Below are 20553 nucleotides of genomic sequence, written 5' to 3' on the forward strand. Positions count from 1 at the left end.
CCGAATTAGATCAGGCCCTTGAGACCGGGGATATCGGGCATGTTCGGCATGATCTCATCGACCTTCTTCTGCCGGATCTCCGTCGCCTTCTGGAAGCCATCACGCGCCGCCGCGACAATCATGTCCTCAAGCATCTCCAGGTCGTCCAGATCTACCACCGACTTGTCCACGATCTTGAGCCCGGTCATCGCTCCACGTCCGTCAAAGGTCACCTTGATCGGGCCCTTATCGAGTTCGAACGACTCGCCTGCCAGCTCGTCTTCAAGGTTCTTTGCCCGGTCCATCGCCGACTGGGCTTGCTTCATCATGTCCGCCATGTTTGGCGCGCCAAATCCGAAATTCTTAGGAAGCTTCATGAGTCTTGGTATTGTACTCTCGCGAAGTTCAAAGGTCCTTCAGTTCGTCCTCGACCAGCTTCTTCAGCCGCTCGCCCTCGGCGGGCACGTCCATGATCGCCTCCTCGATGACCGGGCCCGTAGAGCCCGTGTCCTCGGCAAGCGTCAACTTCTGATCTCCTTCGGGGCGGCACTTGGCCCAAGTGTCTTCGAGCAGCGGCAAGAACTTGGGCTTCTCGCGCACCCACTCCAGGTCCATCGACCGCTCAAAACCGATCGTCACAACGCCGTTGGTCGCAGATAGAATCCGGGTTCGTTGCAACCGCAAGGCGGCAGCCTTAGAAGTCAAGCCGATGGTGTCAATGGTCTTCAGCCATGCGGCTTCGTGCGGGTCGCTGGACGTTCGCTCAGGTGCTGGCTTCGCCACAGGCTTGGGAGCAGCGACCTCCACGACCGCCGTCGTCTCTGCGGCGCGCTTTGCGGGCGCAGGTGCGTGCGCGGGCACAGGGGCAACGGGCAGCGGCTGCGGATTGGCCAGCCCTACAAGTTCGGCCTCCAACCACAATCGAGGCAGCGAGACCTCCCGGACGGAACGCTGCGAATCCGCGATCATACGGCGAATCCGCGCTAAATTGTCCTTGCCCAGCTTCGAGGCGGTCGCGTGCATCGATGCCTGCGCGCTCGCATCCACCGTCCCCGAACTATCGACGCCAAAGAGCACCCGAGTCAGGTCGCTCGTTCTGTGCAGCAGCGACTCCAAGATCGATCGAGGATCGCGTCCGGCCGCATTCAGTGCGTCCAGCTTTGAGAGTAAGTCGGGCACATTGCCGTCCCCAATCGCGACGAGTACCGCGTCCACCTCGTCATCGGGAATCAGCCCGAGTTGGTCATACACCTTCTCTGCTGTCAGATGTCCGTCTGCAGACAGGATGGCCTGCTCCAACAGCGTCAATGCGTCACGGTATCCACCGTCCGCCAAGCGCGCAATCGCCGCGATCGCTCCCGGGTCCGCGCCGACACCCTCTGCCTTCAAGACATGGTCGAGCCGCGTCGTCAGATCGCCCAATGTCGCGCGGTGAAACTCGTACTTTTGGCACCGCGAACGGATAGTGGGAGGGACCTTGCTGTACTCCGTAGTTGCGAGGATGAAGACGATGTGCTGGGGCGGCTCTTCGATGGTCTTCAGCAGCGCATCGAACGCTTTGGCTGACAGATCGTGAACCTCGTCAATGATGAAAATCTTGAACCGGCACGCCGCCGGCTTGTACTCGCTTGCCGCGATGATCTTTTCGCGGACATCGTCCACCGTCGATTCACTCGCGGCGTCCATCTCGAAAACGTCGAAACACGTGCCCGCGGTGATCGCCACGCAATGGTCACAGGTGTTGCATGGCTCGCTCGAAGGTCCCGTTTCGCAATTGAGCGCCTTGGCAAGGAGGCGAGCGGTGCTGGTTTTGCCCGTTCCACGCGGCCCGGTGAAAAGGTACGAGTGCCCGATCCGATCGGACTTCAGACTGTTTTGCAGGGTGCGTACCACATGCTGCTGGCCGACAAGATCGCCAAACGTCTGGCTGCGATATTTTCGGTAGAGGGCAATGTGGGCCAATGGTCAGTCCTAAAAATCAAAGAGAAGGAACGCCGGGAAGAATGCATCGCACAGAGGTTCGACTTACCGTTGCTACCTTCCGGTCCTGGCGGAGTTCACCGGCCTGCTGCCGCGCAGTTCCCGGCGATGTGCCGCGTGGACACATCGCTGGGACCGCGTCCCTTCTCTTACTGAGATTACTTGATTCCGTCAGTTTCCGGGCTTCACGACGCTCGGCTCTGACAGAAGTCCTGGCACGTTGATGATGTCCTTGTTGAGGTTCGATCGGTTGAGCTCGACGAAGTTCGGGGTCTGGATGACCGGGGTCTTCTCGGCCCACTCGCCACGTCGCAGCAGCTGATCGCGCGTCATCGTGAACGACGTGTACATCACTCTTACGCCCGGTCGTGCGTCGAGGTTCAAGAAGTTTTTGTCTGTGAACCCTTCACCGTTCCAACCAAACTTATCTTGGATGTGAGGAGGAGCGTTGCGCGCGCTGTAGTAGAACTCCAGCACGTACTTGTCCCGAGACATGGGGTACATGGTCGGGTCCTTGCTCATGTCCACCTTCTTCAAGAACTGGCGGTTGCGCACGTAGAGCTGTTCTTGCATGAACGTTCGATCGCGGGGCGGATCCAGATTTACAGTCGTCGCGTCTTTCTCCCAGTGCACCGAACCCGGGTAAGCGTTCGGATAGTCCTCATCGCGCAAGATTGCGCGAATTCGAGTACCAACCGGCAAAACATTCCAAGTCCCTTCAAACTGGATGACCTTGGCTTCAACGACCGTTGCGCGGACCGAGAACCCAGTTTCGAACGGAGGCTGCGTGTCGGCCGGGATCGGATTCTCCGCCGGGTTGTTGCGGGTGAACCAGCCGCGCTGTGACATGCGAACGAGCATCGTGTCGATGTTGTTCTCGATCGTATCGCGGTTTGTTCGGTTCTGGAAGTTGTCCTTGTCGTTCTTCAGGGCAAGCTCGGCCTTGTCGAGCAGACTGTAGTAGTAGTCCAACGCGCGATCGATCTTGCCTGCCTTCATGTAGGCGTTGGCCAGCACGTTTCGGCGCGCCGGGAGCATATCTTGCTTCGTTCCGGCTTGTTCAAACCAATTCACTGACTGGTCGAAGTCGTCTTCGATCTTGTGGTACCACATCCAACCCGTTTCGAAGTACATCTCGTACGTCGCGGGGTTGTTCTTGGCACCCTCCATGCCGAGAGCGAGCGCTGACGGCAGATAGCGCCGGTCGGAGCGCTGCTCTTCGTCCGTGAAGTTGTAGCCGATGTGCCACATACCCGTGGCGTAGACGTCGATCTGGCTGGGATCCAGCCAGGTGACCAGCCGGACGATCGGCAAGATCGCGTCGTAGTTGCCCGTGTCAAAGAACGAATCCGCACGAACCCACAGGATGCCTGCGATCATCTCGCGGAAGCCCGCCAGTGCCGCAAGCAACTGATCTGGCGAGAGCCCTTCTGCGATGCCAGTCTGCTTGGGCGCATAGTCCTTGGCCCAGCGCGGCTGCACCACATAGTTGTGGATCAGGCCTTGCCCCACAAAGAGGACCGCCGCAAGCATCTTCAGGACATTGCTGTTCTTTCGCATCGTCAAACCTCGCGCTGCTCAAAGATCAGCATGCCGATGATGAGCAGGACGCCGATATAGATCACTCCGTAGCCCGTTGCGGCCAAGTAGTACTGCGTTTCGTTTTGAATCTGGCTGACGGGGTTGATGATGGGGTTCTGAACGTTGAACTTGGCGAAGTTCGGCAAGATCGAGCTCACGATGAGCGCGAAGTATTTGGTAAACGCCGGCATGTTCGGGTTTTCGTTCATCGTCTGGAAGACGGTGGACAGCAGCGAGCCGATAAGGTACAGGCCCCCGCTAAGGAAGAAGTTCACCAAGGGCGTCACGAACGTCGAGAGGCAGATTGCGAGAGCCGCCAGCAGCGACATCTGTACAAAGTACATCATTGGAGGCTTGGCCAAATCGGCCAACGCGCTCATGTTCCCGCCACGGTTCTGCACCGCGTAGACCACCAGCAGCACCGATGTCATCAGCGACATCATCAGCGCGAGTGCGGCGACTGCGCCTAGGTACTTGCCGAGCAGGAACTGCGCTCGGAGGACGGGCTTCGACAGGATAGTGTAAATCGTGCGCCGTTCGATCTCGTTCGGGATCAGATAGACCGTGAGAACGATGGCGATGACCACGCTCGTGAGCTGGATGATGCCCAGCGTCAACCCTTTCAGAACCGCCTCTTCTTGACGAGCAGACAGAACCTGCAATCCGGGAGCGATCGCGACGAAGAGAACGCCGATGAACAGAATGATCAGCAAAACCTTGCGGCGAATCGCTTCGCCGACGGTGGTCGCTGCAATGGAATAGATGACTCTCATGCCTGTGAAACCTCGGTGGCTCTCTTGCCTGCGGCCGTGTCGGCGTCCGCAACAATCTCAACGAACAAATCTTCTAGCCGCTTACGACGTGGGATGACGCTGCTGACAGTCCCGCCACTGGAGCGGATCGAGTCGATTACGGAGTTTGGATCGCGTTCGTCGGGCATATCCAGAATCAGTCGCCCGCTGTTGTACGAAACCAGAGCGTCCGACAGACCGTGGAGCTCCTTACTTAGGGCCTCGCTGACCCCATTTGCGGTGATCTCAATGCGTCCGCCCTTCAGCAGGTCCTCAAGACGACCCTGCGTCGCGACCGTGCCTTTTACGATGATCGCCACGCGGTCGCAGATGCGCTCGACGTCACTGAGCTCGTGACTCGAAATGAAAACCGTCTTGCCCTCATCGCGGAATTGGAGGATCAAGTCACGAATCTCGACGTGCGCGATCGGGTCCAGACCGCCCGTGGGCTCATCCAGAAAGAGCAGCTTCGGGTCGTTTAGCAGGCTCTGCGCGAGGCCGATCCGCTGCTGCATACCCTTCGAGTACTGCGAGATCATCTTCGACATGTCACCAGCCAAGTTCACCTTCTCGAGAAGGGCCTGGCACTTGGCCTCGTCCTTGATCCCGAAGAGGCTGGCGTAAAACCGCAAGATCTCGATGCCAGTCATGTGCTCGTAGTAGTACGGCTTCTCCGGCAAATAGCTGATGATTCGGTGGACGTCCATGTCGTCCACCTCTTTGCCAAAGATCTGGGCCGTCCCCGACGTCGGGTTGATGATGTTCAGCAACATCTTGATCGTCGTGGTCTTGCCCGCGCCATTGGGCCCGAGGAACCCGAAGATTTCGCCTTCTTCGACGTGTAGATCGAGGCTCTTGACGACGTCTACAGAACCGCGTTGCTTTGACCGGTAAGTCTTCGTGAGTGATTTGGTCTCAATGGCTGCTCCCAAGGGGGGCACCTCCTGCGATGATTGCGCCGGAATTATACCTGCGAGGATGCTCGTACGAACGCTAGGACCAGCCTTTGCCAAGCTTGCAAATTTGTGACACTAGATTATGGTAATTAGTATTATTGTGCTAATATGCACAATAATATACGATGCTGGGAGCACTATGGGCGGTACTATAACTCTACAAACCGAAAGTACTCAGGTGATCGCCAACGCGCGGTCGGAGAGGCCTAGAGGAAGGTTTGAACGAACTAGCGGGAACGTGCTTTGCTCTCCTTTCAACGTTCCCGCGTTTTTTTTTTGCTAGACCCCTTCTACTGCAGCGAAGAAAGCTCGCAGTCGGTCCGCAGACTTCATTCCTGGCTCCGACTCCACACCACTACTCACATCGACTGCGTATGGACGTGTCCGCCGGATTGCCTCAGCGACATTGGCGGGCGTTAGTCCGCCAGCTAGAATCACTGGCACCGTGCTCAGCGCAACGATCTGCTCGGCGACACCCCAGTCGATGGTCTGCCCCGTCCCACCGTACTGTCCCGCCACGTGCGCATCGAGGACCACCGCATGCACGCCAGGGGCGATCCGACTGAGCGCCAGTACCGGCGACTCCCCCTCCGCCACCCGTAACGCTTGGATCCGCCGACCCACGCCACCCTTGACGGTCTGCATCGCGTCAAACTGCTGCAGGTCCAGGCCCGATCGGTACTCACCGAATACCGCAACACGTGTGACGAACGGGGCTAGGTCCTCCAGCCAGGGCAGCTCAGCGGGATCGACGCACCGAGGGCTGGTCGGTTCGACCACGAACCCGACCGCATCCGCTCCGAGCTCGACCGCAAGTTCGGCATCCTCGCGCCGCGTGAGCCCACAGATCTTGATGCGGGTCACTGGCTGCTCCACACCGGGGCCATCATCTCCGCCACCTTTTGCCGGATATCGGGCGCGGAACAGAACGCCGTCCCGATAAGCACGGCCCGTGCCCCCGCGTCAGCCATGCGCCGGACATCCTGCGCCGACTCCAGCGCGCTCTCGGCGACCACGTACTGCTCACGGGCGTAGTGTGGGATTAGCTTCTCGCCAACCGAGACCGATGTCTGAAAAGTCTCCAGATCGCGGTTATTGATCCCAAGCAGTTTCGCTCCGCTCGCAATCGCCCGATCCGCTTCGCCTTCGCTGTGGGCCTCCACCAAAACATCCATGGCCAACGATTCGGCAAGCGCTCGCAAGTCGCGCAATTCATGATTGTCCAAGCCGTTAACGATAAGCAGGATGGCGTCCGCTCCGAGCGAGCGCGCCTCGATCACGTGGTACTCACTTGTCGTAAAGTCCTTACGTAGCACCGGCAGACCCGACGCCTCACGCGCAAGATTCAGATTTTCGGGCGCGCCCTGGAAGAATTCAACATCGGTCAGCACGCTTAGGCAGGCCGCTCCAGCGGACGCGTAGTCGCGTCCGATTGCCGCGGGATCAAAATCGGCGCGAATGGTCCCCTTGGAAGGGCTCCCCTTTTTCACTTCTGCGATCAAGGCCAGCCGGTCCGCACCTCGGAGGGCCCGCTCAAAACCGCGGGTCGGCGACTGGTCTGCGGCGAGCGCACGCAAGTCGGCTAGCGCGGCGGCAGTTGACTTCTCCGCGACCTCCGCCCTCTTGGCGGCGAAAATCCGGTCAAGGACATTCACGAATCGTCGCCCTGACTCCAAGCCTGCCCCCGCGCGGTGTACTCGTCGTACCCGATCGTGGCGTAGAGCTCCTTGCGTGTCCGCATCCGATCCATCCAACCTGCTTGAGTCCCCGTGCTCAACAAATCGGCATAGAACTCCTCCATCGATTTCAGAATCACTCGCAGCGCCGTCACGGGAAAGATCACCATCTGATAGCCGAGATTCTCGAATGTTGATGCGGAGATCAGCGGAGTCTTTCCGAACTCAGTCATGTTGGCGAGCAGCGGAACGCCGACCGCCTTGCGGAACGCTGCGAACTCCTCCTCGCTGATCAAGCCTTCCGGAAAGATTGCGTCCGCGCCCGCATCTACGTAGGCACGAGCACGGTCCACAGCGGCATCCATCCCTTCGACGCCTCGCGCGTCGGTGCGCGCAATGATCATGAAGCTCGGGTCGGCCTTCGCCGCCACAGCAGCTCGGATCTTGGCCTGCATCTGGTTGCACGAAACGACGTCCTTACCGTCCAGGTGGCCGCACCGCTTGGGGCTCACTTGGTCCTCAAGGTGGATCCCTGCCAAGCCCGCCCGCTCCATTTCCAGTACCGTTCGGACGACGTTCCACTCCGCCCCCCAGCCGGTATCGGCATCTGAGATGATCGGGACATGCGCGACTTGAGAGCACCGGGCAGCGGTCAGTGCCATCTCTTCGAGCGAGATGAGTGCAATGTCGGGGGTCCCAATGAGGGCGTTGGTGGTGGCACCGCCCGAGATGTACAGCGCCTGCGCGCCTAGGTTTGCTGCGCTCTTCGCACTCAGGGCATTGAAAACACCAGGCATCACCACGATGCCTTTCTCAAACAGCGCACGAAGCTGACTTCCAGGGCGCGGGAGAGCCGGACCAAGCATTCCCAGAGGGTACCTGCTAGCCCGTTGGACGCTAGCGGCGGCGACGCTTGGCGAAGAAGTGCGCTTCGAGCGACCAGTCCCCGCTACCCAAGAGCATGAGTGCCAGCGCAATCGCGCCCAACGCCATTGGGAAAGCCGCCCCGTTGATGGGGAACGGGTTTGTTTGGGTCGCTACCAGTGACTCAATCTTCTGAACGTTCGTGTACGTGGCGACCGCCATCGTACACAGGACGCCAAACGCAGCGACCCGAGTGAACACGCCCAAGACGAGTCCAAGTCCGCCGAAGAATTCCGCAATCACGGCAAGCACCGTCATGGGAGTCGGAATCCCCATCGAGTTCTTGAAAGCTACGATCGTGTTCGTGAGCCCCATCCCTCCGAATGCGCCGAGGAACTTCTGCGAGCCAAAGTACAGCAGGATCAGCCCGGCGGTAAGTCGGAGCATCAGCAACGCAAAATTCGTCATTCCGTCGTTCGACTTCATAGGCCCTCCCCCGCATTTTTGCATACCTCGCCTGTCAAACCGCTGCACTAGGACGATTTTCGTTACTTGGTTGGGTTGGTAGCGGCGCTTTCTCCCGCCACGTAGCCGGTCGCCCACGCCGCCTGAAGGTTGTAACCGCCTACCGGACCCGCAATATCCAGCACTTCGCCCGCAAGGAACAGTCCTGGACAGCGCAAGCTCGCCATCGTTTTTGGATCGACCTCATCCAGCGCAATCCCGCCGGCCGCGACCTCGCCCTTAGGCAAAATGACCTCGCGAACCCTTCCCAGCGGGAACGCCTTGAGGCATTCCACCAGCCGATTCTTCGACTTCTTCGCCAAGCCACCTGCAACGGTCGTCTCATCGAGCTCCGTTAGCCTCAGCACGTCCTCGGCTACCCGCGCAGGAGCAAACCGCTCGATGAATCCGCTCAGCTTCTTACGCGGGTTTTCAGTGCCGAACTCTTGCACCGATTCGCCGAGCCCTTCGAACGTGAGATCAGGACAGAGGTCGGCCTCCACCGTGACCGTCTGACGATCCGCCATCGCCTCGGCGACCACCCGGCTCAGCCCGAGAACCGTCGGACCGCTGAGTCCGTGATGCGTAAAGAGCATGTCGCCACGCCAACGGGTGAGTTCCTTCCCGGCGACCCGACCCTTGAGAACAATATCGCGGAGCGCCACACCGGGAAGCCCACTGGCGGGTTCCGGATCGGTCAGGACGGGTGCGAGGGCGGCGCGAATCGGCACCATCGAATGCCCCAATCCCTCGGCCCATCGCCAGCCATCGCCGGTCGTGCCTGAGTTCGGGTAGGTGCACCCACCTACCGTGACGACAACCCGTGTCGCCGGGATTCGCTTCTGGTCCACCCACAGCGCTTCGATGCCATGCTCCGATCGCTCCAGCTTCTCCACCGCTGCATCGAACCGGATCTGGACTCCGACCTCTTTTAGAATCGAGTGCAGAATTGCCACCACGTCCTTAGCCGTTTGGTCAACGGGGAAGATCCGTCCATCGGGTCGTGTGTACACCTTCAGTCCGCGCTCAGTAAGGACTTCGAGAATCGCGGACGGTGGAAAGCGGTAGCACGCGGGCCGAATGAACCGTGCCTCGTTGGGCCGAAACGCCTTGAGCACGTCCTCAAGCGGCCCGTCGTGAGTGATATTGCACTTCCCGCCTCCGGAGATCAGGATCTTTGTGCCCACGCGGTGGGTCTTTTCGTACAGAGTAACGCGGGCACCAAGCGTCCGGGCTCGCCACGCCGCGATGATGCCGGCTGCACCCGCTCCCACCACCGCCACGTCTTGCGCCATACGACCATTATGAAGGGTCAGTCAACGACCGAAAATGAACTCAGGGCGCCCAAATGCGCCTGCGGTAGACTCACGGAAGCTCGTATGGCGAAGAAAGTTCTCGTTACCGGCGGTGCCGGATTCATTGGTGGCCACCTTGTGGAAGGCCTTGTCGCGGCTGGCCACTCGGTCGCAGTACTTGACGATCTCTCAACCGGCAACCTCGCCAACCTAGAGTCAGTCAAGGACTCCGTCCGTTTCTTCGAGGGTTCGATACTTGACGAAGCGCTGGTGAACGAGGCGACTGCGGGCGTCGAGTGTATCTTCCACCTTGCCGCCATCGCGAGCGTCCCGCAGAGCATCGCCGAGCCGGTGATGACGCACCACGTCAACGCGACGAGCATGATGATCCTGCTCGAAGCGGCCAAGGCCAACGGCGCACGCGTCGTGATGTCCTCAAGCTCCGCCGTTTACGGCGACGGCCCCGAGCCGATCAAGCACGAGGGCCTGCCAACCGGTCCCATCTCGCCCTACGGCGCGCAGAAGCTTATCTGCGAGAACTACCTCAAGTCGTATAGTGTGTTGCACGGCCTGGCGGGCGTCTCCCTCCGATACTTCAACGTTTTTGGAACGCGGCAGAACCCGTTCAGCGAGTACGCCGCGGTCATCGCCAAGTTCATGGATCGCGCCCGGGCAGGCACGGACCTGACGATCTTCGGCGATGGTTCACAGACTCGCGACTTCATCCACGTGAGTGACGTCGTCCGCGCGAACTTGCTCGCGATGGAGACGCCGAAATCGGACGGCAGCTCTTTCAACATCGGCACGGGTCAGGCGACCGACCTGAACGAGCTCGCTACCATGATCCTGAAGGTCACTGGCTCAAGTGCCAAGGTCATCCATGCCGAGCCCCGCGCGGGCGACATCAAGCACTCGTGCTGCACCGCTGAGCTCGCCCGGCAGCACCTCGGATTTGTACCGAAGCTCGATTTGGAAGCGGGCCTGCGTCAGGTTTTCGAAGCACAATCGGCGACGGCATCCCGATAGATCGCTTCGAGACTCGCCAGGTTTTGCTCCGGGGTGTACCGCGCTTCGTAGGTGGCTCTTGCTGCGGGTCGCAATTCTGCCAGCCCTTCTCGATGACTCAATAGTTCGTTGAGCTTTGTGGCGAGTTGTTCTTCGAACGGCGCTTCGTAAGTCAAGGACGCTTCTTGACCCAGCCCTGGCATCGCCCCGTGATTCGGGGTGAGCACAGGAGTCCCGCACGCCAACGCCTCGATGATCGTCATCGGCAACCCTTCGTAACACACGCTCGGTAGCACCATCAGCGCGGCATCCTGCATCCTCTTCATCACCTCAGACGGCTCGAGCTTGCCCAGCCACTGGACGCCTTCTAGCTGAGCAACGCGCTGACGGACCTCGTCCTCCATCGGCCCGGTACCGACGATGAGCATGCGCTGGTTTCGCACCGACTTCCACGCTTCCAACAACACTTGGATCCCTTTCTCGTGACTGAGCCGCCCTACGTACAAGACGTAGCCGCCCGAGCCGGACCCGACTCCCGGATCGCGGAGCAGCGCATTGGGCTTGACGGTGATTCTCGCTGCCGGCAACCCTCCTTCGATAAACTTGCGCTTGCCAAACTCGGTGAGCGCGACGAAGCGCGTCACGTCTTCGCGGTAGATCGGGCGCGATCGGCTGAGCATCAAAGCGACCGCAGTGCTCCCCGCCTTGCCACGGTAGCAACCGAACTTGATCGCAGGCCATTTCAAGCTCTTCGTCACGCAAAGCTCGCAGGCTCCGTCCTCTCGGTACAGCAACCCGTTTGCGCAGAGCAGCCGATAGTTGTGGAGCGTTTGCACGACCGGAACTCCAAGCTGGTGCGCAACTCGAATCACCAGCGGTGAGATGACTTGAAAGGTATTGTGGACGTGAACGACATCCGGAGGATCTTCTTGAAGGAACGCCCGGAACTCTTCGGCAACGGCGTGGTTTGCGATCGTGATGCTGGCTTGTCGCACGGGTGACATCTCGGTCAGAACTTCGTTCCGCCTCTCGAAGAGCCGGACCGTGTGCCCGGCTTGCTGAAGCAGCTCGATTTCCTGATCAACGACCGAATCTTCGCCCCCGCGGTGCACGTACCGTGCGTGGACGATCACGATCTTCACTTGCCGATCACCCGGCGCATGTCGCCGCGGATCATCGCGCCGACCTCCTCAAAGCTCTTCAGCCGTTCGGGTTCGGCGGGAGCGATGTCGCCCTGCACGGCCCGATCAAGGATCTCCGTGAACGCGTCCAGGTCGGTCGGATCAAAGACATTCTTGGGGTCCACCACCTCTTGGTTGCAACCTGCGAACTTGCTGACGAGCACGGGCACGCCACAGAGGATCGCCTCGTTGGCAACCAGCCCCCAGACGTCTTCGAGAGTCGGAAAGACAACGACGTCTGCGCTGCGGTAGATGCCGGGCATCTCTGCCGGTTTGCACGCGGGTTTCCAGTGGACATTGTTGAGCCCAAGTTCAGCGGCGAGCCCTTCGAGGTTGGCTTTCTCGTCGCCACCCCCCACCAGCACCAGGCTGAAAGTTCGACCGCGCCGCCGGACCTGCGCCGCAGCCCGCAGGAGCAAATCGATCCCTTTCCGGTTGATGAGTTGCCCCACGTGCAACAGCACAGGATGCTCCAAGTCCGTCCAAACGGGCTCGACATCGGTGGAGAACCGCCGCCTATCGACGCAGTTCTGGATTTCCAGGACCGCCTCCGGCTTCACCCCGATCGAGACCAAATACTCCGTGCTTGTCTTGCCGTAGCTGATCCACCGACGCACCCGCCGGACAAACCAGTTGCGCAGCATCCGCTTGCCGCGACCAACATCCGCCTCGGTATGGAGCGTTCCGCCCCACCAGACCCATACGGGCTTACGGAAAATCGAACCATAGATGAGTGCGGTCATCGCCCGGAACCCCATCTCGTTGCAGACCACCGCGTGCGGCCGCATCGCCACAAGGTCGAAGAAGTAGCCGGGAGTGATGTGCACGAACCGGTGGTCGAAAACCTTGCCATCCTTCATTCGTGGGATCTTGAGCGTGAAACCCCACGATTTCTTGAACTGAATTCCCGTAGCCTCCGCGGTCAAGTTGCTCCACGTTGTCCGGTTCGACTCACCACCACTTGTGAAGACCTGTAATTGACTGTCCTGAGCGATGACTTCGTACACCGGGATACGGTACGGCGCAACAATGTTGACGAGCAAGGCGATTCGGGTCATCGGCACACCTGCTCATAGGCCGCCTTGGTTTGAGCCCCAATCACCTTCCAATCGAACTTCGAAAGGTCGGGTTGGCTACCTGCGGCGGGTAGTTCCTGCGCGATGGCCGCACCGAGGGCCTCGTCGCTGAACGGCGGTTCGTACAACCGCACCCACTCCGCTCCAGCCGCTGCCGAAAGCTCAGGCATTGACCCCAGCCGGGGCACCACCACCGCACGCGAGCACGAGAGCGAGAACAGTGCCGACCCACTGTTGAGAATGTCCGTGTACGGAAAGACCATCAGATCGCAGGCGACGTTCACCTGCTCCATCTCCTCATCACTCAGAAACTTATTCAAGAATGTCACGCGAGGGTCGCCCGATATCGCCTGTTCGATCTCCGCGATCAGCTCAGGCTCAGACGACTTCCCCGCGATGAGAAGCCGTACCCCCTCGGGTGCGACCCGGCGAAACGACTCGATCAACACGGGCAAATTCTTGTAACGCCGCACCGCTCCTACGCTCCCGATCATCAACGCGTCGGTCGGTAGGCCGAGCGCTTGGCGAGCCGCATCACGCGTCACGGTTCCGCCCAACGTCGGCCGATAGTCGCCGTGGGGGATGACGAAGATGGGTGTCTGCCCAAGGTCGGGGTAGCGCTCGACGAGCGGACCCTTCGACGCCTCCGACAGGCAAATCACTCCGCTGATGCAGTGGATCCACTTTCGGTAGAAACGGGTCTCGAGACCGTCGTCAAGCCGCTCATGCGGACGAAGATTGTGGGCGGTCCAGACGATTTTGGCTCCCCGCATCCTGGCGTAGCGGATGCCCGACCAGAACTTCAGAAGGCGTAATTGACGCCACAGCGGTCGCTTCTCGGAGAGCGAGTACTCGGGCCAGTGGACGTGGACCACGTCCGCGGCCCCCTCCTTCAAGGTGGTCAGCGGGTCGTATTCGCGGATGGTAACGCCCAGGGCCTCCAGCGACTGGCACAGCAAAGCGTTATAGGTGTTGGACTTTGCCTTGTAGCCTGGAAAATGGTCAACGAGCATGAGTTCGCCTTACCGAGCGAGCGCGTTCAACTCAAGATAGGCTTGGTAGGCCAAACCGATGCCCTCTTCGAGCGAGTGCTGCGGCCTCCAGCCTAGACCGAAAAGTCGTCCAACGTCATTGGTCTTCTCCGGAAAACCGTCCGGCTTCGATGAATCCCACACAATCTCGCCATCGTGACCGATCACGCGCTGAACGGTCTCCGCCAGTTCGCGGATGGAGATCGAGGTTCCGACCCCGATGTTGACCATGTCAGGCACGTTGTCGTGGTCCATGAGGAAGACGATCGCCGAGGCCACATCATCGCTGAAGAGGAATTCGCGCCGGGGCGAGCCGGTCCCCCAGCACGTAACGGGCGTGTTGCCCGCTATCTTGGCCTCATGGAACTTGCGGATCAGCGCAGGTAGCACGTGGCTCGTCTGCAAATCGTAGTTGTCGCCGGGCCCGTAGACGTTCGGAGGCATGCACGTAAAATAGTTCCGTCCGTGCTGCTTGCGGATCGATTCGCACATCACCAGACCCGCGATCTTTGCGACCGCGTAGGGTGCATTGGTGGGCTCGGGCTTGCCAGTCAGCAGCGCCTCTTCGGGGATTGGCTGCTTGGTTTCGCGCGGGTAGATGCAACTCGAACCTAGGAAGCAGAAGTTGGGCACCTCGGCCAGGTGTGCGCCCCAGATCAGGTTGCACTCCATCACCAAGTTCAGCCCGATAAAGTCGGCGGGATAGGTCGAGTTCGCGCCAATGCCACCCACTTTAGCCGCGGCCATGACGATCCAGTCCGGCTTCTCGGCGGCAAGGAAGTCGTTCACCGCCGATTGGCTTTCGAGGTCTAGCTCTTGCCGGGTCTTGGTGACGATGTTCGTGCAGCCTCGTGCCCGAAGAGCGCGGACGATGGCCGAACCGACCAACCCCCGATGCCCCGCGACGAAGATCTTAGCGTCCTTCTTCAGCACTCTGATAAACCTTGAATCCCTCTTTTTGGACGAGCGCATCGCGCTTTGCCGTCTCGAGGTCGGCATCCACCATCTCTTCGATCAGTCCTCGGAAGGTGACCTTTGGGGTCCATCCCAGCTTGATCTTCGCTTTGGTCGGGTCACCAAGCAGGGTCTCGACTTCCGTCGGTCGGTAGTACGCCGGATCGACGGCGATGACCACGTTCCCGGTCTTGCGGTCGCGGCCCGTTTCTCGCTCGTCCTGGCCGTCCCATTCCAGTTCGATACCCACCTGACTAAATGCGACTTCGCACAGTTCGCGGATCGAGTGCTGGACGCCCGTCGCGACGACGAAGTCATCAGGGACGTCCTGCTGCAGCATCAGCCACATCGCTTCGACGTAGTCGCGAGCATGGCCCCAGTCGCGCAAAGCGTTCAGATTGCCAAGGTACAGCTTGCTTTGCAGTCCCACAGCGATGCGCGCTGCTGCCCGAGTGACCTTGCGCGTGACGAAGGTCTCGCCGCGCAGGGGGGACTCGTGATTGAAGAGGATTCCGTTGCAGGCATACATTCCGTATGCCTCGCGGTAGTTGACCGTGATCCAATAGCCGTACATCTTGGCCACGGCGTACGGCGATCGCGGATAGAACGGAGTGGTCTCCTTCTGCGGGATCTCTTGGACCAAGCCATACAGTTCGCTCGTCGAAGCCTGGTAGAACCGCACCGAATCCTGCATGCCTAGGATGCGAACCGCTTCCAGGATGCGCAGCGTACCGATGGCGTCCGAGTTGGCGGTGTATTCGGGTTCCTCGAAACTCACCTTGACGTGACTCTGGGCACCCAGGTTGTAGATCTCGTCCGGCTTGACCTCTTGGATGATGCGGATAAGCGAGGTCGAGTCGGTCAAGTCTCCGTAGTGAAGCCGCAACGGGGGGCCGTCATCGTGCCGGTCGTGATACAAATGGTCGATGCGCTGGGTGTTGAACAGCGACGTACGACGCTTGATTCCGTGCACGGCGTACCCCTTGTTCAGGAGCATCTCTGCCAGGTATGCGCCGTCCTGTCCGGTAATTCCAGTGATAAGAGCTGTCTTCATAGTCGTAAATCGCCGTTAAGCCATGGTGCGCTTGCCGATGGTGTGGTATTCCAGTCCCGAAGCCTCGGCTGCAGCGCGGATCACCGCGCGTCGTCCGTCAAAAAGAATCGGTTGCTTCATGCGTTTGGCGATGGCCGCCAGGTCGAGCGAGCGGAAGTCGTTCCATTCGGTCGCCAGGATGAGCGCATCTGCGCCGTCCACGGCGTCGTAGGCGTCCCGCGTATAGCGAATGTCGGGGAAAATCCGTTGGACATGGGTCATCGCGATCGGGTCGTAAACCTGCACCGCGCCGCCGCGCTTGAGAATCTCTTCGATAAGCACGAGCGACCGCGAGTCGCGGATGTCGTCGGTGTTCGGCTTGAACGCCAGCCCCAGGATCGCAATCGTCTTGCCCTCCAGTGAGCCGAGTCGCTTCTCCACACGGTTGAGGAAGCTGAGCGCCTGCTCGTCGTTGATCTTCACGACCTCGCGCAGGAGCCCAAAGTCGTAGCCCATCCGCTCGGATATCTTGATCAGACCACTGACATCCTTGGGGAAGCAACTGCCTCCCCAGCCCAGTCCCGCACCGAGGAAGTGTGGATTGATCCGCTGATCCATCCCGATCCCCTTTGCGACTTCGCCGACATCCGCTCCGGTCATCTCGCAGAGGCGGCTGACGGCGTTGATGAAACTGATCTTGGTTGCCAGGAAGCAGTTGCTGGCGTACTTGATGAGCTCGGCGCTGTTTCGGTCGGTGATCAGCACGGGCGCACCCAGAGGAGCGTACATATCCGCGAGCTTCTGAGCTGCGGTCGCATTGTTGCCTCCGATGAGCACGCGATCGGGCTGCAAACTGTTCTTGATCGCGGTCCCTTCTTGCAAGAACTCAGGATTGCTGAGGATGAAAACCTGGCCCTCGGGGACTCCAGCTTCGAGCATCAATTGTTGAAGGCGATCGCCGGTGCCGATGGGAACCGTCGACTTGGTCACGACGAGCGTCGGCTTGTCGATGGCGCGCGCCACTTCAAGCGCTGCATTCTCGAACTCCGTCATGTCCGGATAGCCGTCAGCCCCTTCTGGGGTTCCGACGGCAAGGATCACGACTTCCGCGGCGCGGACGGCGGCGGTGAGGTCCGTGGTCGCGGTGAATCGACCGTTGGCCAGACCTTCTCGCAGGAGATCTTCCGTACCTGGCTCGTGGATCGGGCTGCTGCCCCCGCGAATCCGCTCGACTTTCGCGGGATCGCGGTCCACGCACAACACAATGTGTCCAATATGAGCAAGCACGACGCCCGTAGGAAGCCCTACATATCCCGTGCCGACAATCGCAACTTGCATAGAAATTTGAGTTTACCCCTGCCCCATTATCGGCTCTTGGCGGCAGAGATTTAGGTTCGATTAAGGCAAGTGTACTTCGCTGCGATCACCGAGCACCAACTGTATTGCTCGGGGGCGCGAATCGACTCGCGAAGCCCGCACTTCCCGCCCGACCAAACTGCTCTCCAAACGATAGGGCAAGTCCTCAATCACCGCATCCGACAGGACAATCGAGTTTTCGATCTCAGATCGCCGAACCTGCACTCGGGCATCGATTGACGTGAACGGGCCGATGAATGAGTCCTCGATGAAGCACCCGGGGCCGATGATCGCAGGGCCACGCACGGTCGAATTCACGAGCCTCGCCCCCGCGCCGATCCGCACCCTACCTTCGATCCGCGACCGAGCATCGCAGTCGCCTAAATTCTCGTGCACCTGGTCTTCAAGGATCAGTCGATTCGCCTCCAGCATTGCCTCGACTGTGCCGGTGTCCTTCCACCACCCCTCGACGATGTGCGATCGAACCTCTAGTCCCTCGTCGATAAGCCCCTGGATCGCTTCGGTGATCTCGTATTCACCTCGACCCGACGGGCTCAGGCGCGCGATAGCATCGTGGATCCGCCGATCGAAGAGGTACACGCCGACGAGCGCCAAGTTCGAGCGCGGCTCTTTGGGCTTCTCCTCCAGCCGCACGACGCGCCCTTCGCGCATTTCCGCAACCCCAAACTGCTCGGGATTCGGTACTTCTGTCAGCAAGATCGTCGCCGCGGGCCGTCGAGATGTGAATTCCGTTACGAGCGAGTCCACACTTGATTTCATCAAGTTATCCCCTAGATACATAATGAAATCGTCATCTCCCAAGTACGGGCGCGCGGTCGCGACTGCATGGGCCAGCCCCAGTGGATCCGGCTGAGGGATGTAGGTGATTCGGATTCCCCAGCGAGAGCCGTCTCCGCAAACTTGCATGATCTCCGAGGCTGCATCGGCCACGATGATCCCGAAATCCTTCACACCCGCGGCCGCGATCGCTTCGATACCGTACTCAAGAACGGGCTTATTCGCGACAGGCACGAGCTGTTTGGCCATCGAAAACGTCAACGGTCGTAAACGCGTCCCTTTGCCTCCGGCGAGAATGAGAGCTTTCATAATAGTGAATGTCGCGTAGAATCCAGATTCTACTAGATGGTTTCGGTACCATCACGACGAAAGAGATGGGTGAACGTGATCGAATAAATGAACCTGGCGAGACGTCCGGGTTCAAGCGTCTGGTGCGGCGCGTCCTCATGGTGCTTCTGCCCGTCGCCATGGTGCCTGTCTTTCTTCTGAGTTTGATCATTCACTACGTGGTGCCCGACTCGCCCGAGACCCGCCGCCGCGTCTCGCAGCTTCTGAACGTTGTCGCCGTTGCCGGGTTTGCGTGTTGCATCTGGTACTGGCTTTCAGTCCGCCGTGGCTACGGTGTCTCCGCGTTACTGATGTTCTTCAATCTGCAGATCGCGGACGCGTACGCATCGCTCGTCCCGAAACTCCCTGCCAAGCTCGGCACCGCCATCCTGTTCGGGGTCGGCTGGGCGGTCGCGATCACCATGTGGATGCTCCGCTATTCGGTGGAAACGCCCCGTAATATCGTCGCCGTCGGACTCTTCGTCGCGATGGTGGCGGTGTACCTCGTAGCGACGATCGCGCTGCTCATCCCCGAGCACGAGACCGCAAAGTCGCTTGCCCCCGAAGACTAAAGGTCTTCGCCGAGCCCCGGACCGTAGTAGCGACGAACAAACTCGACCTGCTCAGGCTTACTCGTGACCTCTCGCCACCACGGCTGGTGCTCGCGGTACCAGCGCACCGTCATCCGCAGTGTCTCGTCGAACGGGTGCTCCGGCTTCCAACCGAGCGCGTTGAGTTTGTCGCACCGCATCGAGTACCTCGCGTCGTGCGCGCCTTGTCGGGGGTCCGGGATGTGCTTTACGAGCGAATCCTGTTGTCCTGTCTCCTCCAATAAGATGCGGACGATGTCCATGTTTCTGCGCTCATTGGTATCGCCAACGTTGTACGCCTCTCCCGGAAGACCTGCGTCGAGCACCTTCAGGATGCCAGCGCAGTGGTCACGAACGTAGATCCACTCGCGGACCTGTGAGCCGTCGCCGTAGACCGGGACTTTTTTGCCGTCGATCAGTCGCGTAACGAAGAACGGGATGAGCTTCTCCGGGTATTGGAACGGACCATAGGTGTTCCCTCCCCGCGTGATGCTGACCGGCGTACCATAAGCGCGGTGATGCGCGCGGCATTGCAGGTCACCCCCCGCCTTGCTCGCGCTGTAGAGCGTGTTGGGTTCAAGAGGCGAGCTTTCCGTGAACTCGCCAGTGGCGATCGAGCCGTACACCTCGTCGGTGCTCACATGGACCATTTTCGCCAGCTCGAACTTCCTTGTCGCTTCGAGCAGGGTGTAAGTTCCGCCCACGTTTGTGTCCAGAAACTCGGCTGCGCATTCCATCGAGCGGTCGTTATGGCTCTCCGCAGCGAAGTTGACGATGTGGGTAACCCCCTCAGATTCGACGATACGATTCATCGCCGCCGCATCCTGAATCCGAGCCTGATGGAACGTGACTCGGTCGGCAAAGTCGGCCATCGTGGAGCGATTCCCCGAGTAGGTCAGCGCATCCACCACGACGACCAGGACTTCGGGACGATCCTCCAGCACAAGCCGAACGAAGTGCGAACCAATGAACCCAGCCGCCCCTGTGACGAGCAGATTCAAAACTGAAACCTCGAGTCTTCATCGTCTTCGTGCCGAATCTCATCCACGGGCTCTCTGCGCCCTTCGCCAGCATAAAGCTGGTCCGGGAAGTTCAGCACGAAAGCTGGAGCATCGCCTACATTTCGGTATGCGTGCACGACGCCAGGCGGAACCCAAGCGGCCATCGGGTTTGTCGCGCCGACCGCGTGGATCTCGTGCGCTGGCATTTCACCCTCTCGGTTCTCCCATACGTGCAATTCGTACTCACCATCCAAGAAGACGAACAGGTCGGTTTGGTGAACATGCTCGTGCGGACCGCGTGCGACTCCCGGCAACGTGACGCTCAGGTAGCTCATCGCCGGTCGAAATCCTTCGGGCAACTCATCGTCCCGGTACAACTCGGTAAGCCAACCTCGGCTATCCGAGTAACGGCTCAGTGGCTTGAGATGGACTCCCCTTATCGACATCGTCAGCCGAATTTACCTGCCAGAAGCGACCGGCAATACTAGCGGGTTCGCCCAAACGGGCCATAATCTGGAATGAAACTTGCCTTCGTGACGTTGACTTAATCGTGCACCTGCACCCTAACATCGAAA

21 protein-coding genes and 1 other RNA gene are annotated in these 20553 nt (G+C 59.9%); 2 read left to right on the forward strand and 20 right to left on the reverse strand.

From position 1 onward, the window contains the following. Positions 1–5: 5 nt before the first annotated feature. From JNM85_06755 to JNM85_06805, 11 genes are all read right to left on the reverse strand, one after another. Positions 6–356, reverse strand: coding sequence for a YbaB/EbfC family nucleoid-associated protein (locus JNM85_06755; GenBank protein MBL8087755.1), 351 nt, complete (start codon positions 354–356; stop codon positions 6–8). A gap of 28 nt (positions 357–384) precedes the next feature. Further along, positions 385–1941: a DNA polymerase III subunit gamma/tau gene (gene dnaX, locus JNM85_06760; protein MBL8087756.1), complete on the reverse strand. Its 1557-nt coding sequence runs from the start codon at positions 1939–1941 to the stop codon at positions 385–387. 27 nt (positions 1942–1968) lie between these two features. Continuing rightward, an RNA gene (gene ffs, locus JNM85_06765) (signal recognition particle sRNA small type) lies at positions 1969–2067 on the reverse strand. A 63-nt stretch (positions 2068–2130) separates the two neighbouring features. After that, a complete protein-coding gene (locus JNM85_06770) occupies positions 2131–3519 on the reverse strand; it encodes a hypothetical protein (protein MBL8087757.1) in 1389 nt (462 codons plus the stop codon). Between the two features lie 2 nt (positions 3520–3521). Continuing rightward, positions 3522–4313, reverse strand: a complete 792-nt coding sequence (locus JNM85_06775) for an ABC transporter permease (GenBank protein ID MBL8087758.1) — start codon at positions 4311–4313, stop codon at positions 3522–3524. After that, positions 4310–5263, reverse strand: a complete 954-nt coding sequence (locus JNM85_06780; protein MBL8087759.1) for an ABC transporter ATP-binding protein — start codon at positions 5261–5263, stop codon at positions 4310–4312. The genes JNM85_06775 and JNM85_06780 overlap by 4 nt, the downstream gene beginning before the upstream one ends. Positions 5264–5566: 303 nt before the next feature. After that, positions 5567–6151, reverse strand: coding sequence for a phosphoribosylanthranilate isomerase (locus JNM85_06785; protein ID MBL8087760.1), 585 nt, complete (start codon positions 6149–6151; stop codon positions 5567–5569). Continuing rightward, positions 6148–6942, reverse strand: a complete 795-nt coding sequence (gene trpC / locus JNM85_06790) for an indole-3-glycerol phosphate synthase TrpC (protein MBL8087761.1) — start codon at positions 6940–6942, stop codon at positions 6148–6150. Before trpC ends, JNM85_06785 begins: the two co-directional genes overlap by 4 nt. Beyond that, complete coding sequence (gene prpB / locus JNM85_06795; protein ID MBL8087762.1) at positions 6939–7829, reverse strand: methylisocitrate lyase; 891 nt, start codon at positions 7827–7829, stop codon at positions 6939–6941. Before prpB ends, trpC begins: the two co-directional genes overlap by 4 nt. Before the next feature lie 31 nt (positions 7830–7860). Further along, positions 7861–8313 carry a DoxX family protein gene (locus JNM85_06800; GenBank protein ID MBL8087763.1) on the reverse strand — a complete coding sequence of 151 codons (453 nt, stop codon included), beginning with the start codon at positions 8311–8313 and terminating at the stop codon, positions 7861–7863. A 62-nt stretch (positions 8314–8375) separates the two neighbouring features. Further along, the gene (locus JNM85_06805) at positions 8376–9626 is read right to left on the reverse strand and encodes an aminoacetone oxidase family FAD-binding enzyme (protein ID MBL8087764.1); all 1251 of its coding nucleotides are present in this window, start codon (positions 9624–9626) and stop codon (positions 8376–8378) included. Between the two features lie 84 nt (positions 9627–9710). Between JNM85_06805 and JNM85_06810 the strand changes: the two genes are divergently transcribed. After that, positions 9711–10652, forward strand: a complete 942-nt coding sequence (locus tag JNM85_06810; protein ID MBL8087765.1) for an NAD-dependent epimerase/dehydratase family protein — start codon at positions 9711–9713, stop codon at positions 10650–10652. Here the strand turns inward: JNM85_06810 and JNM85_06815 are convergent. From JNM85_06815 to JNM85_06845, 7 genes are read right to left on the reverse strand one after another with little or no spacing between them, the layout of a single operon-like run. Continuing rightward, positions 10613–11773 carry a glycosyltransferase family 4 protein gene (locus JNM85_06815; GenBank protein ID MBL8087766.1) on the reverse strand — a complete coding sequence of 387 codons (1161 nt, stop codon included), beginning with the start codon at positions 11771–11773 and terminating at the stop codon, positions 10613–10615. The genes JNM85_06810 and JNM85_06815 overlap by 40 nt on opposite strands. After that, a complete protein-coding gene (locus JNM85_06820) occupies positions 11770–12870 on the reverse strand; it encodes a glycosyltransferase family 4 protein (GenBank protein ID MBL8087767.1) in 1101 nt (366 codons plus the stop codon). The genes JNM85_06815 and JNM85_06820 overlap by 4 nt, the downstream gene beginning before the upstream one ends. Beyond that, positions 12867–13901: a glycosyltransferase family 4 protein gene (locus JNM85_06825; protein MBL8087768.1), complete on the reverse strand. Its 1035-nt coding sequence runs from the start codon at positions 13899–13901 to the stop codon at positions 12867–12869. The genes JNM85_06820 and JNM85_06825 overlap by 4 nt, the downstream gene beginning before the upstream one ends. A gap of 9 nt (positions 13902–13910) precedes the next feature. Then, positions 13911–14891, reverse strand: a complete 981-nt coding sequence (locus JNM85_06830) for a GDP-L-fucose synthase (GenBank protein ID MBL8087769.1) — start codon at positions 14889–14891, stop codon at positions 13911–13913. Further along, on the reverse strand, positions 14833–15927 hold the full coding sequence (gmd, locus tag JNM85_06835; GenBank protein MBL8087770.1) for a GDP-mannose 4,6-dehydratase: 1095 nt from the start codon (positions 15925–15927) through the stop codon (positions 14833–14835). The genes JNM85_06830 and gmd overlap by 59 nt, the downstream gene beginning before the upstream one ends. Positions 15928–15942: 15 nt before the next feature. Continuing rightward, positions 15943–17244: a UDP-glucose/GDP-mannose dehydrogenase family protein gene (locus JNM85_06840; GenBank protein ID MBL8087771.1), complete on the reverse strand. Its 1302-nt coding sequence runs from the start codon at positions 17242–17244 to the stop codon at positions 15943–15945. A 60-nt stretch (positions 17245–17304) separates the two neighbouring features. After that, complete coding sequence (locus JNM85_06845; protein ID MBL8087772.1) at positions 17305–18369, reverse strand: glucose-1-phosphate thymidylyltransferase; 1065 nt, start codon at positions 18367–18369, stop codon at positions 17305–17307. A gap of 65 nt (positions 18370–18434) precedes the next feature. Between JNM85_06845 and JNM85_06850 the strand changes: the two genes are divergently transcribed. Further along, positions 18435–18959, forward strand: a complete 525-nt coding sequence (locus JNM85_06850; protein ID MBL8087773.1) for a hypothetical protein — start codon at positions 18435–18437, stop codon at positions 18957–18959. Here the strand turns inward: JNM85_06850 and rfbB are convergent. Then, positions 18956–19978, reverse strand: coding sequence for a dTDP-glucose 4,6-dehydratase (gene rfbB / locus JNM85_06855; protein MBL8087774.1), 1023 nt, complete (start codon positions 19976–19978; stop codon positions 18956–18958). The two genes, JNM85_06850 and rfbB, sit on opposite strands and share 4 nt — an antisense overlap. Next, positions 19975–20424 carry a dTDP-4-dehydrorhamnose 3,5-epimerase family protein gene (locus JNM85_06860; GenBank protein MBL8087775.1) on the reverse strand — a complete coding sequence of 150 codons (450 nt, stop codon included), beginning with the start codon at positions 20422–20424 and terminating at the stop codon, positions 19975–19977. The genes rfbB and JNM85_06860 overlap by 4 nt, the downstream gene beginning before the upstream one ends. Between the last annotated feature and the right edge of the window lie 129 nt (positions 20425–20553).

The organism is Chthonomonas sp. (assembly GCA_016788115.1).
Lineage (GTDB): Bacteria > Armatimonadota > Fimbriimonadia > Fimbriimonadales > Fimbriimonadaceae > UBA2391.